Source organism: Agromyces intestinalis (assembly GCF_008365295.1).
Lineage (GTDB): Bacteria > Actinomycetota > Actinomycetes > Actinomycetales > Microbacteriaceae > Agromyces > Agromyces intestinalis.
Genome location: NZ_CP043505.1, coordinates 2,452,470 through 2,465,308 on the forward strand (window position 1 = coordinate 2,452,470; position 12,839 = coordinate 2,465,308).

Sequence of the window (12,839 nt, forward strand, 5' to 3'; positions counted from 1 at the left end):
TCGGCATCCCCTTCCGCCCGGCGCCCGGGGTCCCTCTCAGCCGTCCGGCGGCCGCAGTTCCCCCGCGGCCGTCGGACCCTTCCGGCAGGCGATGTCGGAGGGGGTGCGTACGGTCGTGATCTTCGGGATGTCCCGGAGTCCCCGAGGAGTCGACATGAGTTCCGACCCCATCACCATCCCCGCCCGGTCCCACGTCGCGATGCGTTCGGTCGCCGGTGCGGCGCGTCCGCCGGCCGACCCGATCCTCGCCGCCGAGCGGCGGCGCCTGCTCGCCGACGTGCTGGCGCTCGAGCTGCGCCTCGCGATCATCGACGACCGCTTCGACCGGCTCGCCTGCCGCCCCGAGGCGCCGTACCGCGAGTGGCGGCGCGACACCGTCGACCGGGCCGAGGCGCTCGCGGCGCGCGCGTCGCGGCTCGCCGCGGCCGGTGCGCTCACCGTGGGCGACCGCTCGCGTGCCGGTGCGCTGCTCGTCGGGCTGCGCGAGCGCATCGCGCGACTCGACGCCCGGCACGCCGCCTACCAGCGCCGCCTGCGCACGGCGTGACGCGCCGCCGGCTCGGCTGGTCGAGCAGGCCGCCGGCGCCCGTCTCGAGACCCGGTGAGGTGCGCCGCGTCTCGAGACGCGCTCGCTAGGCTCGCCGCGGAGAGGAGCATCCTGATGGAGCATCCGTACACGACGGCCGAGGCGACGCTTCCCGACGATGCCGCGGCAGCCCTGCTCGTCGGGCGCGTCTGGGACCCGGCCGCGGGCGGCCCGAGCGTGGTCGCGGTGCGCGGCACCGACCTGGTCGACGTGACCGAGACGTTCCCCACGGTTCGCGAGCTCACCGAGCATGACGACCCCGCCGCCGCGCTCGCGGCCGCCGACGGGCCTGTCGTCGCCGCGCTCGCCGAGACCCTCGCGAACACCGCTCCGAGTCAGCGCGATCGGGGGCAGCCGTGGCTGCTCTCCCCGATCGACCTGCACGTGGTGAAGGCCGCGGGCGTCACGTTCCCGGTGTCGATGATCGAGCGCGTGATCGAGGAGCGCGCGGGCGGAGACCAGGATCAGGCCGCGGCGATCCGCGCCGACGTGATCGCCGCCGTCGGCGGCAGCCTCGCCGACCTCGTGCCCGGCTCGCCCGAGGCGATGCGCCTGAAAGAGCTGCTCGTCGCCCGCGGCCTGTGGAGCCAGTACCTCGAGGTCGGAATCGGTCCCGACGCCGAGCTGTTCACGAAAGCGCCCGTGCTCTCGTCGGTCGGCACGGGCGTCGACGTCGGCGTCGCGTCGGCGTCGAGCTGGAACAACCCCGAACCCGAGCTCGTGCTCGCGGTCAGCTCGCGTGGTGCGATCGTGGGCGCGACGCTCGGCAACGACGTCAACCTGCGCGACGTCGAGGGGCGGTCGGCGCTGCTGCTCGGCAAGGCGAAGGACAACAATGCGTCGGCGGCGGTGGGGCCGTTCCTGCGGCTGTTCGACGACGCGTACTCGCTCGACGACGTGCGTGGTGCCGTAGTCACCCTCGACCTCGACGGCCCCGACGGGTTCGCGCTGTCGGCGACCAGCCCGCTCGCTGAGATCAGCCGCGACCCGACCGAGCTCGTCGGGCAGGCGATCGGCGCCCATCACCGGTATCCCGATGGATTCGTGCTCTATCTCGGCACCCTGTTCGCCCCGGTCGTCGATCGCGGCGAGGCCGGGCACGGCTTCACCCACGAGGTCGGCGACGTCGTGCGCATCTCGGAACCGCGGCTCGGATGCCTCGCCAACCGCGTCGACCGCAGCGAGGTCGTCGAGCCGTGGGAGTTCGGCATCGCCGACCTCTTCGCGAGCCTCGCGCGGCGGGGGCTGCTCGGGGGCTGACGACGAGAGCCGCCGACGGCGCTCGCGGCGGGCGACCGCCACGGGCGATGCATGCACACGCATGGCCCGCGAAGAGGGGCCACAGTTCGTCCGAATCGGCCGGTCGCCCGCTGTTAGCGTGAGTCGAGATCGGCAACGGTCGCCGCGTCCGGGGGGAAACGCTGCTCGAGTCGCACGGCATCCCGCAGTGCGCACATGAACCCCGAGGAACTCCCCATGACCCGACGCACCACCGGTGCCCTCACCGCCGCGGCTGCAGCGACGCTCGTCGCGTGCACCCTCACCCCGGCCGCGGCCTTCGCCGACACGACCGACACCACCCGCCCCTCGCTGTCGATCGACTCGCCCACTGCCGGCTCGGCGTTCCGGCCGGCGAACGTCGGCTCGGTCGAGCTGTCGGCGAGCGACAACGTCGGGCTCACGTCGGTCGCCGTGAACCTGTACGACGCGGGCAACTCGCAGCTCCTCAAGAACCTGGGCTCGGCGTCGAAGATCGGCGGCGACCGCTCGTGGAACGGTTCGTTCGCGTTGCCGAAGACCCTGGAACCCGGCGTGTACACGCTGCGGGCCAGCGCGAAGGATGTCTCGGGCCTCTCGCAGACCGCGACGCTCACGTTCACCATCGATGTCACGCGCCCGGTGCTGTCGATCGACACGCCCGACGAGGAATCGGTTTTCCGTTCGGCGTACGTCGGCTCGGTCATGCTGTCGGCGACCGACACCGTGGGTCTCGAGTCCGTGGCCGCGAACCTCTACGACGCGGCCAACTCGACGATGGTGAAGAACCTCGGTTCGGCGAAGATCGCGGGCGGCACCACGTGGTCGGGCTCGTTCGCCCTGCCGACGAACCTGGCCGAGGGCGTGTACACCGTGCGCGCAAGCCTTAAGGACCTCGCGGGCAACTCGCACACCGTGACCCGCCGGTTCACGGTCGACAACACCCGTCCCGTGCTCTCGATCGACACGCCGACCGAAGGGTCGACGTTCAAGCCGGCGAACGTCGGCTCGGTCGCGCTGTCGGCGACCGACAACGCAGGTCTCGCGTCGGTGGGCGTGAACCTGTACGACGCGGCCAACTCGACGATGGTGAAGAACCTCGGTTCGGCGAAGATCGGCGGCACGACGTCGTGGAACGACGCGTTCACCCTGCCGACCGGCCTCGCCGACGGGGTGTACACGATCCGCGCCAGCGTGAAGGACCTCGCCGGCCTGTCGCACACCGTGACCCGCCAGCTCACGGTCGACACCGCCAAGCCGGGCGTTTCGGCGAGCCTCTCGGAAGACGGCACCACCGTGCTCGTCGAGGGCACCGACAACCACGGGCTGAACTACCTGGCCGCCAACGTGTACGGCGCCGACGGCACGCTGCTCACCCCGCAGACGAGTCCGCGCGGGCTCGGCGTGACCTCGTACGCGCACACATTCGCGCTGCCGACCGACTACGCCCCCGGTGACTACACGATCAAGGCGGGCGCCGAGGATGCCGCGGGCAACGTGACGGTCGTCGTGCTGAACTTCGCCGTGGCCGAGCAGACGGGCGAGGTCGAGGGGCCGGGTGCGCCGGTCGTCATCGAACCTGAGAACCCCGGTTCCGGTTCGGGCGAGAACGGCGAGTCGGGCACCGGCGATGAGGGCGGCGACGTCGACGACACCCTGCCGGTCGAGCAGGCGGATGACTCGGGCGAGACGGACGGCTCGGGCGAGGGTGCCGGCGGCGACGAGCCGCAGCTCGGCGACTCCGGCCCCGCTGCCGAGAATGCCGGCACGCAGGGCGGCAACTCGACGCCGGCCGCGACGACCTCGACCCCCGTCGCGAGGGCCGCCACGGCGGCTGAGCGCACCGCCGAGCTCGCGAGCACCGGCGCCGAGATCGCCGCGCCCGTGGCGGCGGGCGGCATCGCCCTGCTGCTCGGCGCGCTCGCGATGGCCGTCGCCGCGCTCCGCGGTCGCCGCGCGCAGGGCTAGGCACCCCGCACGAACGACGGCCCGGGCGATGCGCCCGGGCCGTCGTCGCGTGTCGGACGGGATTCCCGCCCGACCCTGGCGGGTCAGTCGGCGAGCGTTGCACCCAGCAGGTCGAGCAGCTCGGCGGTTCCGCGTTCGCGTTCGGCCGGGTCGTCGACATCGTCGAAGTACGCGCCCTGCTCGGTGAGGGTCAGGTGCGTTCCGCCGTCGTCGGTCGGCGAGAGCTCGAAGGTGGCGAGCGACGCCGACAGGCGGGTGCCGTCGATCACCATGGTGTAGCTGTAGACGACGCGCTCGTCGTCGACGATGTCGTGGTAGATCGCGTCGTAGGTCGACATGCGCCCTTCGAACGGCCCGTGCTGGAGCTCGCGTCCGCCCTCGCGGAAGTCGAACTCCCAGGTCGTGTCGGGGTCGCCGGCGCCGCCGAACCACTTCGCCTTCTGGTCGCGATCGGCGAGCGCGGCGAAGACTCGGGCGGGCGGGTGCGGGTAGGTGCGCTCGAGCGTGAAGGACGAGTGCAGTACGGCGTGGTCGGTCATCGGAGTTCTCCTTCGGTGGTGGGTCGGGTCTCGACGGTCTGCGAGTCGGGGGTTTCGGATGCCTCACCGGCTCGCCGCTCGCGCAGCATGATCGCTGCGAGCGTCGCGAGCGCGAGGAACACGAGTGCCGCGAATCCGGCGGTGATGGCGAGCCCGCTGGTGAAGGCGGCGCGCGCGAGTTCGAGGAGCAGCTCGGAAGCCTCGCCGGGCAGGCTCGCCGCGGTGTCGACGGCTGCGGTGATGCCGGTGCCTGCTGCCTCGGCAGCGTGCTCTGGCACCGGAACCGGCACGTACGGCGCGAGCGAGGTGGCGAGCTCACCGCGGGAGATGACGGCGGCGAGACTGCCGAGGCTCGCGATGCCGAGCGCGATGCCGAACTCGCTGCTGGTCTCGTTCACGGCGGACGCGGCGCCGGCCTTGTCGGGCGGAACGGATCCGAGCATGAGCGTGGTGAGCACGGTCATCGGCAGCGAGATGCCGAAGCATCCGATCACGAAGCCGGTGATCGCCAGGCCCGGACCATCCACCTGACCGGCCTGGGTCAGCACCGCGAACCCGACTGCCGCGATCGCGAGCCCCAGTGTGACGATGACCGGCGGCGCGAACCAGCGGGCGAGCACGCCGGGCACCTGGAAGCCGATGATCATGGCCACCGCCTGGGGCAGCAGCCAGAGCCCGGCGGTCAGCGGTGAGAGCCCGAGCGCCGACTGCAGGAACAGCGCCAGCAGCAGCGAGACGCCCGACATGATCACCGCGGTCACGAGCAGCAGCACGAGCGAGGTGCCGAACACCCGGTTGCGGAACAGCGTCAGGTCGAGCAGCGGGTCGGCGAGGCGCGACTGACGTCGCACGAAGAGCGCGGCCATCGCACCGCCGATCGCGATCGCGGCGACGGGCGTGCCCTCCCATCCGGTGCGGGCGAGCTCCTTCAGCCCCCACACGACCGGCAGGATCGCGGCGAGCGACAGCGCCACGCTGACGAGGTCGATGCGGCCGGGGTCGGCGGCCCGGTACTCGGGCAGGAAGATCGGCCCGAGCACGACGAGCAGCACCATGAACGGCACGCCGAGCAGGAACGTCGAACCCCACCAGAAGTGCTCGAGCAGCAGGCCGCCGACGATCGGCCCCAGCAGCATGCCGCCCATGAAGCACGTGAACCAGACGCCGATCGCGATGGCCATCTGCCGGGGGTCGCGGAACATGTTGCGGATGAGCGCCATCGTCGAGGGCGCGAGCGTCGCGCCCGCGATGCCGAGCAGCGCACGTGCGACGATCAGCATCTCGACGCTCACCGAGAAGGCGGCGATGACGGATGCCGCGGCGAACGCCGACCCGCCGATGAGCAGCAGGCGGCGGCGCCCGATGCGGTCGCCGAGGGTGCCCATCGTGACGAGCAGGCCGGCGATCAGGAACGAGTAGATGTCGAGGATCCAGAGCTGCTGGGTCGCGTCGACGTCGAGGTCGGCGCTGAGGGTCGGCAGCGCGAGGAACAGCACGCTCCCGTCGATCGCGAGCAGCAGCGTCGGCAGCGCGAGCACGGCGAGCCCGATCCATTCGCGGCGGGTCGCAAGCGGCGGTGCGGTCGTGGCCTGGGCCGTCTCGGTCATGACTCCCACCCCCTGACGAGGTCGGTCACCTGCTGCATCAGGCTCGCGTCGACCGGGTTGAACCGGGTCTTCGTGACCGCGACGGCGACGCGTGTGACCGGGTCGGCCCACCCGCCGCTGCCGCCGATTCCGCCCATGCCGAAGGAGGTCGGATGCCCCGGAGCGACGTCGCGGAGGACACCCGCGTCGCCCGAGGCATCCGACCCGCTCGCGGGCGGCCATGCGGCCGCGTACCCGACCGACCAGATCGCGGGAGCCCCCGTGACCTCGTCGATGGCGCCCGGCAGGGCGGGCGCCGCGAGCGCGGCGAGCCGGTCGGGGGAGACCAGCCGCACGCCGTCGACCTCGCCGACCAGCGCCGCGTACATGCGCGCGAGCGCGCGGGCGGTCATCGTGCCCTGGTAGGGCAGGTCGCTCGTGAGCACGTCGGCCCGGTTGCCGAACACCGCATCGGGCACGACCTGACGCGGTGCCGCCTGGAACAGTGGGAACTGGTCGGGCAGCGAGGTGAAGATCGCGTGGCCCTGCGGGTCGTTCTCGAGCGTCGCGACGCGGGGGAGTTCGCGATCGGGGACGCCGAAGTAGAGCTCGTCGGCGATGCCGAGCGGGCCGGCGACCTCGTCGGCGAGCACCTGCGAGATCGGGCGGCCCGTCGCACGCCGCACGAACTCGCCGACCAGGTGCCCGAACGTGCCGGCGTGGTAGCCGACCCGCTCGCCGGGCGCCCAGCGGGGTTCGGCGCCGGCGAGCATGGCCGACATCCACTCCCAGTCGGTGAGCTGTTCGACGGTGATGTCGAGCGGCAGCGCGGGCAGCCCCGCCGAGTGCGTGAGCACGTGCCGCAGCGTGATGCCCTGCTTGCCGTGCGCGCCGAACTCGGGCCAGAACTCGACGAGCGGCGTGTCGAGCTCGAACAGCCCGCGCTCGACGAGCACGTGCGCGACCGTCGAGGCCACGGCCTTGCCGGTCGAGGCCGAGTAGACGAGCGTGTCGGGGGTCACGGGCCGGGCGCCGCGCGGTTCGGCGGTGCCGGCGGCGACATCGGCGACGAGTCGCCCGTCGCGGAAGACGGTGAGCTGCACGCCGGTCTCGGTGCCCGCGGCGATCGCGGTCTCGGCGAGCGAGTGGAGGGCGTGGTGCAGGCGCGCATCGGTGTCCTGCTGCAGGTCGGTCATGATGGCTCCTTCGGAGCGGTGGGGTCGGTGGGGTCGGTGGGGCCCGTGGGGTCCGTGGTCGGTCGGCGGCCGTTGTCGCCGTCGCCGTCGAGCAGTTCGCCGAGGCGGTCGAGCCGGCGCACCCAGTCGGTGCGTCGCTCGTGGATCCACGCTTCGGCGGCGCTCAGCACGTCGGACTCGAGCGTGCAGGTGCGCACGCGGCCGAGCTTCTCGGTGCGGACGAGTCCGCTCGCCTCGAGCACCGCGAGGTGCTGCATGACGGCGGGCAGGGACATGTCGAGCGGTTCGGCGAGCTGTGAGACCGAGGCCGGTCCGCGGCTCAACCGGTCGACGATGGTGCGCCGACTCGGATCGGCCAGGGCGTGGAACACCCGGTCGAGTCGCTCGAAATGGTTAACCATGTGCTTAAGTATTCGCGCGAACGGATGTTTGTCAAGTGCGGATGTCTCTCGCGAACACTCGACGCCCGCTACGCCACCATCGCGGCAACAGCCTCGACTCCGACGGCCGCCGCACCCGCCAGCACGGCGCCGACGATGACGACGACGAGACCGCGCGCGAAACCGATCGCGTGGAAGACCCAATCGCGGTACTCGGGCATGCCCTCGGTGCCGGGCAGCACGACCAGTGCAGGCGTCCACAGCATGAAGACGAGGACGTCGAGGACGACGAAGTCCCAGACGTTGTATGTGAGCAGCGCGATCCCGGCACTGAGCGAGGCGACGACGAAGTCCAGTGGTGCGCCGCTGATCCATCGTGTCGTGAGCAGGCAGCCGACGAGGCATCCGATCAGCACGGTCCCGATGAGTATGACCGCCACTCTCGCGACGCGCCTTCCACGTGCGCTCCGCGGACGGCCATACCTTTCGCGGATCGCCGGAGGATAGTCGTGCAGCGCGAAGTCCTGGGCGACGAGCCCCGCACCGACGACGACCGCAGAGAGCAGCAGCCCCAGGGCCAGGCCCCAGAGGACGGATGCGAGGAATATCGTCAACTGGAGGCCTTGCCAGACCTCGCCGCCTCCCGCCGGGCGCGCATGGTGGCGCGCTGGCAGCGGACGAGATAGCCGATCGTCGGCGGTATCCAGCCGAGTTGCATGGCCATGCCCTGGTCGTCCCGCACCGCCCAGTGCTCGACGACGAGTCCGTCGAGCACGCGCTGGAAATGAGCCTGCCGCACACTGAAGATGCGCCCGGTGGGGGCGAAGGCCCGCTCGACGGTCCCATCCGGGGTCCAGACGACGAAATCGCCGGTGTGGCGGCCGGACAGGCGGCCAGAGGTGACGACCAGGTCCCCCTCGATGACGTGCTCTTCCGTCGCCCACGTGAGCTCATCGAATGCCGCCGCGAGCCAGGATCCCGTCGCCGCGAAGGCTCGCGGGCCACGGCCTCGGGCCGCGGGCGGTTCGGTGCGCGCTTCGCGGTTCACCGCTCGGGGATGAACAACAGCGTGCAGCTCGTCGCTGTCGTTCCCGATGACTCCCTGGATGGAGCGCTCGGCGATATCGAGCACGGCGGCTCTCTCTGCGGTTGCAGTCATTTCTGCGTCTCTTCCTTTCTCGTGACGGGCAGAGCGGTTGGGGTGCTCGTTGTCCCTAGATCAGGTATTCGGGCAGCGCGTCGTCTTCGGGCAGCATCACCACCGCAGCGAGGAAACCCTCGGCGGATTCGGCGGAGTGGCCGCTGCCGGTCGTATCCTCGATGAGCAGGACCGTGCCCGGTCCGAAATCGCGTACCTCACCGGACGCGGTGATCCGCACCGAACCCGCCAGGCCTATGGCGAGCTGGCGCCCCTTCTCGGGCCGCTCCTCGTGGCCGGTGTCGGCGCCCGCTCGAGCGAACAAGACGGCCGAGGCGGCAATCGGCATCGACGTGGCGGTGCCGTCGGGCGGGGGCGGGTCGGGAAGCATCGTCAGCTCGACATCCTCGAAGCGTGCGCGTCCCGTGTCATCCGTGAACAGGCGCGTCGCGCGAAGGACGGCTCCCCGGTCGCTCGGCGAGTTCGCCGGCGCGAGGTGGTGCTCCGTCGTGATGGTCATGGTGTCCTCTCGGTTCATCGGGTCCAGTCGGCGATCAGCGTGGCTCGCCCACGATTCCCGCGAGTACGCGCGGGTCTTCGAAGTACACGTTGTGCCGGGCGGCGACCTGCACGAGCTTGAGATCGCCCAAGGCCTGGAGCGAGTCGGATGCTGCGGCCACAATGCCGTTCGGCTGGTCTCCGATGGCGAGCGTGATATCGCGGCCCACGAAGGATCCGGCGTCGAAAGGCTGGAGCGTGATCGTCGGGTCGTCGCGGATCATCGACTCGGCGTTCCTTCGAGCGGGCTCGAACGCGGGATCGTCTGTCGTGACCGGGAACCCGAGGACGTAGGTCAGCAGGATCGCCTGTGCTCCGATGTAGTCGCCGGGATGCTCGGCCAAGTGTGCTTCGATCGGCGCCATGACCTCCGCGGTCATCGCGGCACCCCCGAAGACCACTCCAACCGCCGGCGGCTCCCACGCGATCAACCGTGCGACCGTCTCGGGGTGGCGCTCCGCGAGCGAGAGCCCGATGACGCCGCCCGAGCTGAGTCCGACGACGGTCGTGGGCCCGAGGTCCAGTGCGCCGAGGAGCGCGTGCGCGTCGTCGGCATGCTGGGCCGCGCCGGCTTCGGGCCAATCCTCGCGACCGGATGCACCGGTTCCGCGGCGATCGTAGGTGACGACGTCGTAGCCGACTGCGGCGAATCCGGCGGCCTGGTCGGCGAGCATGCCCGCATCCTCTCCCGCGCCGTGGACGAGAAGGAGGGGAGCCCCGTTTCCCCGTCGTTCGTAGTACAGCGTCGTGCCGTTCACGGTGACCGTTCCGGACGTCGGCCGCTCCGGCGCGGCGAGTGTCGATCGGCTCTTCATGGTTGCTCCTGTGCTTGAATTCGAACATTCGCTTGAGTCAAACGATCGAGTTTGTAGTGTTACTCAAGTCAAAATAGCATGACCCTAAGAGGAGTGATATGTCAACGCAGGGCTACCGGAGCACGTTGCGGGCCGATCAGGCAGCCCTCGGCAAGGCGCGGATCGTGCGGGCGGCGCTCGACGCCTTCAGTGAGCTCGGCTACTCGGGAACCACCGTCACGGCGATCGCCGAGCGCGCCGGAGTCAGCGCGCAGACCGTCTACAACGGCTTCGGGAACAAGCGGGCGTTGCTCGCGGCGGCCTACACCCTCGCCATCCGCGGGGACGACGAACAGCCGCTCCGTGACAGCCCGGCGTACCTGGCGATGCTCGATGCGCCGACCGCGGCCGAAATGCTCGCGCGCTACGCAGCGATCGGCGCGGCGACCGTCTCGCGGACGGCTCCGATCGTCGCGGTCATCCTCGGGGAGTCGGGCATCCCCGACGTCGGCAAGCTGGCCCGGATCATCGAGCGCCAGCGGTTCGCGGGCGCCGAATACCTCGTCGGCAGGCTGACCGACCGATTCGAATTGCGCCCCGGGCTGAACACCGAGGACGCGACAGATACCCTCTGGTCGATCATGAGCTGGGAGATCGGCTTCAAACTCACCGGACAGCGCAAGTGGTCGTGGGATCGTTACGAGCAATGGCTGGCGGAGATGCTCATCCGGGCGCTGCTGCCCGTGCAGGACCGTCCCGCGACGCCTTCACGCGACTCATGAACGACGATCGGCGCCCGCACCGCGATCTGGGCCGGTCGCGAAACCGATAGCGCCCTCGCTTCCTGGCAACCTTCGACGAGTGCGGGTGATCGGGTTCGCCCAGAGCACGATCTCGCCTCGGTGCCGAACGTTTCGGAGGGTCTCGACGCCGTGCTCGGTCCCGGCCGTGACACGGTCGCGCACGATCTCCGCGACGCCGAGTCGTCGCAGTTCCCTTTCGATCCGCCGACTCGCGGCAGGACGCCAGGCCGGCAGCACTCCTCGCGGAGCGATGAGCGTGACCTGCGTTCGGGGATACGCCTCGGCGAGCTCCGCGGCAGCCTCGACGCCTACCGGCCCTCCGGCGCGCCCCCTTCCGGGGTACGGAGTTGCCCGACATCGGGGTGCCGACACTGATCGTGCACGGCACGGAGCGAGCCGAGTGGACGAGCGAAGGTGCAGATGCCGCTGCCACCCTCATCGCCGAAGCGAAACGGGCGGACATCGCCGGGGCGAGCACGCTCGTCTCGCTGGAACAGCCGGAGGCGGTCGCCGAGCTGATCGTCGGGTTCTGGACCGAGGGCTGATCCTGGGTCGGGAAGCGGCGGGCGCGTGTCTGCTTCTGCCCGCCGGCTGCTCGGTGGACACTGTGCTCCAGGGGGAGACGGCGCCCGCGTCGCGTCAACCTCGAGGGCCGACCGGGCGAGCTCACTCCCGACAAGACCGCGCCGACTGATGTGTGCTCTCGGGAAGCCGGTGACGGTCTCCGGACTTTCCGCAGTGGGCTCGCAGGCCGCTACGTGACGTGGAGCCGCAGCGGCGACAGGCCGCCCACGATGAGCGTCGTGGCGAGAGACGCCAGGATTCCTGCGAGGAACAGGGCGGCCTGCGTCGCCGTCGTCCAGGCCTGCGGCGTGAACTCGACCGCCACCCGGCGCAGTTGCTGCCCGGCCTCGCCCGCCTCGGTGCCGTTCGAACTCGTGTCGAGGTAGAGCTGGCCGTTGTCCCGTGCCGACTGCCCGAGTTCGGATCGCACAGCGAACTCCCCGATCTTCCGGTCGAACAGGTGCTGGCTCGAAACCTCGACGTAGGTGCGGTCGGCGACGCCCTCGGATCGTGCGCTGATCGCGGGGAACTGGTAGTAGATGCGCCGGTCGGGCAGCGGCCAGAAGCCGTCCACCGACCACGCGATCTCAGCGGCGAGGTCGCAGGAGTAGCGCTGACGAACGACCTGTTTCTCGCCCCCGTCGGCGGTCACGGTGGCTGCGACGGGGGTTCCCGTGACCTTCACGATGCTCGCTCGCCGGGCCGCCTTCTTGGCGTCGTCATCTGAGATGGACTCCCCGGCATCCCATGACGGCGAGTCGATGACGTCGCCGTGCCGTTCGGGATCGGTGAAGTAGTCGAGCACCGCGCGCTGGGCGACCGGCTCGATGAGATCGAACTCCGTCTGGGTGTACACGGGCGCGGGCGTATTCTCGTCGGCGTCTCCGCAACGGAACACCTGGTCCGACGTGATGCCGACGAGGTAGAGGCTGCTCGCGATCGGCGGCTCGCCCACCGGAGACTGGGAGACCACGACGTGGAGTCGGAACACCCGCTCGGCCTCGGGGTCCACGTCGCGCGCGTTGTGTCGCCTGATCGGGTCGAGGTGCTCACCCCAGACGAACAGCTGAGAGACCGCGCTGCCCACCGGAAAACCAGCCGCGATGACGCGTGAGTTGGTGGGAGGTGGTGCACTCGGGCTGATGGCGAAACCGAAGAGGACGAGAGCGAACACGAACAGGAGCGCACCGATGGCGGCCTTGCCGGGGCTTCGAACGCCTCTGATCTCCATCCGACCCCCAATCGAATCACAGACTATTCAGCGGATCCGCCTCAGGGCTACGCGCCGGCGCGCCCCCTTCCGGGGTACGGGTCCCGCGCAACGCCAGGTCAGGGAGTCGGAGTCGCGCCGCCGCCAGGTGTCGCCAGCGATGCGCAGTCGTGCGGCACTCGACGGGTCATCCGGCCGATGCGAACGACCGACCCATGGCGCGCCGCGTCTCCGACCGCGAGACTGGTGCGGTGCCGTTC

13 protein-coding genes and 1 pseudogene are annotated in these 12,839 nt (G+C 70.7%); 5 read left to right on the top strand and 9 right to left on the bottom strand.

Translation table 11 applies throughout. The features are described 5' to 3' along the window. Positions 1-154 precede the first annotated feature (154 nt). From FLP10_RS11170 to FLP10_RS11180, 3 genes are all read left to right on the top strand, one after another. Positions 155-547, top strand: coding sequence for a hypothetical protein (locus FLP10_RS11170; RefSeq protein WP_149160931.1), 393 nt, complete (start codon positions 155-157; stop codon positions 545-547). 114 nt (positions 548-661) lie between these two features. After that, entirely contained in the window at positions 662-1,846 is a 1,185-nt protein-coding gene (locus FLP10_RS11175) for a fumarylacetoacetate hydrolase family protein (RefSeq protein WP_149160932.1), read from the top strand. 216 nt (positions 1,847-2,062) lie between these two features. Then, entirely contained in the window at positions 2,063-3,811 is a 1,749-nt protein-coding gene (locus FLP10_RS11180; RefSeq protein WP_149160933.1) for an Ig-like domain-containing protein, read from the top strand. A gap of 83 nt (positions 3,812-3,894) precedes the next feature. On the opposite strand, the gene FLP10_RS11185 is transcribed toward FLP10_RS11180, so the two are convergent. The 8 genes and pseudogenes from FLP10_RS11185 to FLP10_RS11220 form a co-directional block, all read right to left on the bottom strand. After that, the gene (locus FLP10_RS11185; protein WP_149160934.1) at positions 3,895-4,350 is read right to left on the bottom strand and encodes an SRPBCC family protein; all 456 of its coding nucleotides are present in this window, start codon (positions 4,348-4,350) and stop codon (positions 3,895-3,897) included. A gap of 104 nt (positions 4,351-4,454) precedes the next feature. After that, positions 4,455-5,957: pseudogene (locus FLP10_RS11190) on the bottom strand (MFS transporter); the annotation flags it as partial. After that, positions 5,954-7,132: a serine hydrolase domain-containing protein gene (locus FLP10_RS11195; protein ID WP_149160936.1), complete on the bottom strand. Its 1,179-nt coding sequence runs from the start codon at positions 7,130-7,132 to the stop codon at positions 5,954-5,956. The gene FLP10_RS11195 and the pseudogene FLP10_RS11190, both read right to left, overlap by 4 nt. Continuing rightward, positions 7,129-7,533, bottom strand: a complete 405-nt coding sequence (locus FLP10_RS11200; RefSeq protein ID WP_149160937.1) for an ArsR/SmtB family transcription factor — start codon at positions 7,531-7,533, stop codon at positions 7,129-7,131. The genes FLP10_RS11195 and FLP10_RS11200 overlap by 4 nt, the downstream gene beginning before the upstream one ends. A gap of 68 nt (positions 7,534-7,601) precedes the next feature. Next, complete coding sequence (locus FLP10_RS11205) at positions 7,602-8,126, bottom strand: hypothetical protein (protein ID WP_149160938.1); 525 nt, start codon at positions 8,124-8,126, stop codon at positions 7,602-7,604. Next, positions 8,123-8,644, bottom strand: coding sequence for an ester cyclase (locus FLP10_RS11210; RefSeq protein WP_210418387.1), 522 nt, complete (start codon positions 8,642-8,644; stop codon positions 8,123-8,125). Before FLP10_RS11210 ends, FLP10_RS11205 begins: the two co-directional genes overlap by 4 nt. Before the next feature lie 82 nt (positions 8,645-8,726). Further along, positions 8,727-9,170, bottom strand: a complete 444-nt coding sequence (locus FLP10_RS11215; RefSeq protein WP_149160940.1) for a cupin domain-containing protein — start codon at positions 9,168-9,170, stop codon at positions 8,727-8,729. A gap of 34 nt (positions 9,171-9,204) precedes the next feature. After that, positions 9,205-10,023, bottom strand: coding sequence for an alpha/beta hydrolase (locus FLP10_RS11220; protein ID WP_149160941.1), 819 nt, complete (start codon positions 10,021-10,023; stop codon positions 9,205-9,207). A 98-nt stretch (positions 10,024-10,121) separates the two neighbouring features. Between FLP10_RS11220 and FLP10_RS11225 the strand changes: the two genes are divergently transcribed. Both FLP10_RS11225 and FLP10_RS11230 read left to right on the top strand, forming a co-directional pair. Beyond that, entirely contained in the window at positions 10,122-10,784 is a 663-nt protein-coding gene (locus tag FLP10_RS11225; protein ID WP_149160942.1) for a TetR/AcrR family transcriptional regulator, read from the top strand. Between the two features lie 368 nt (positions 10,785-11,152). Next, positions 11,153-11,350, top strand: coding sequence for an alpha/beta fold hydrolase (locus FLP10_RS11230; RefSeq protein ID WP_149160943.1), 198 nt, complete (start codon positions 11,153-11,155; stop codon positions 11,348-11,350). 209 nt (positions 11,351-11,559) lie between these two features. On the opposite strand, the gene FLP10_RS11235 is transcribed toward FLP10_RS11230, so the two are convergent. Next, entirely contained in the window at positions 11,560-12,600 is a 1,041-nt protein-coding gene (locus tag FLP10_RS11235; RefSeq protein ID WP_149160944.1) for a hypothetical protein, read from the bottom strand. Positions 12,601-12,839: the final 239 nt, after the last annotated feature.

Excerpts from the sequence above, each read along its gene's own strand:
- FLP10_RS11185 (WP_149160934.1), bottom strand. The coding sequence starts at position 4,350 with ATGACCGACCACGCCGTACTGCACTCGTCCTTCACGCTCGAGCGCACC.
- FLP10_RS11215 (WP_149160940.1), bottom strand. The coding sequence starts at position 9,170 with ATGACCATCACGACGGAGCACCACCTCGCGCCGGCGAACTCGCCGAGC.
- FLP10_RS11220 (WP_149160941.1), bottom strand. The coding sequence starts at position 10,023 with ATGAAGAGCCGATCGACACTCGCCGCGCCGGAGCGGCCGACGTCCGGA.
- FLP10_RS11235 (WP_149160944.1), bottom strand. The coding sequence starts at position 12,600 with ATGGAGATCAGAGGCGTTCGAAGCCCCGGCAAGGCCGCCATCGGTGCG.
- FLP10_RS11195 (WP_149160936.1), bottom strand. The coding sequence starts at position 7,132 with ATGACCGACCTGCAGCAGGACACCGATGCGCGCCTGCACCACGCCCTC.
- FLP10_RS11180 (WP_149160933.1), top strand. The coding sequence starts at position 2,063 with ATGACCCGACGCACCACCGGTGCCCTCACCGCCGCGGCTGCAGCGACG.
- FLP10_RS11175 (WP_149160932.1), top strand. The coding sequence starts at position 662 with ATGGAGCATCCGTACACGACGGCCGAGGCGACGCTTCCCGACGATGCC.
- FLP10_RS11200 (WP_149160937.1), bottom strand. The coding sequence starts at position 7,533 with ATGGTTAACCATTTCGAGCGACTCGACCGGGTGTTCCACGCCCTGGCC.
- FLP10_RS11225 (WP_149160942.1), top strand. The coding sequence starts at position 10,122 with ATGTCAACGCAGGGCTACCGGAGCACGTTGCGGGCCGATCAGGCAGCC.
- FLP10_RS11170 (WP_149160931.1), top strand. The coding sequence starts at position 155 with ATGAGTTCCGACCCCATCACCATCCCCGCCCGGTCCCACGTCGCGATG.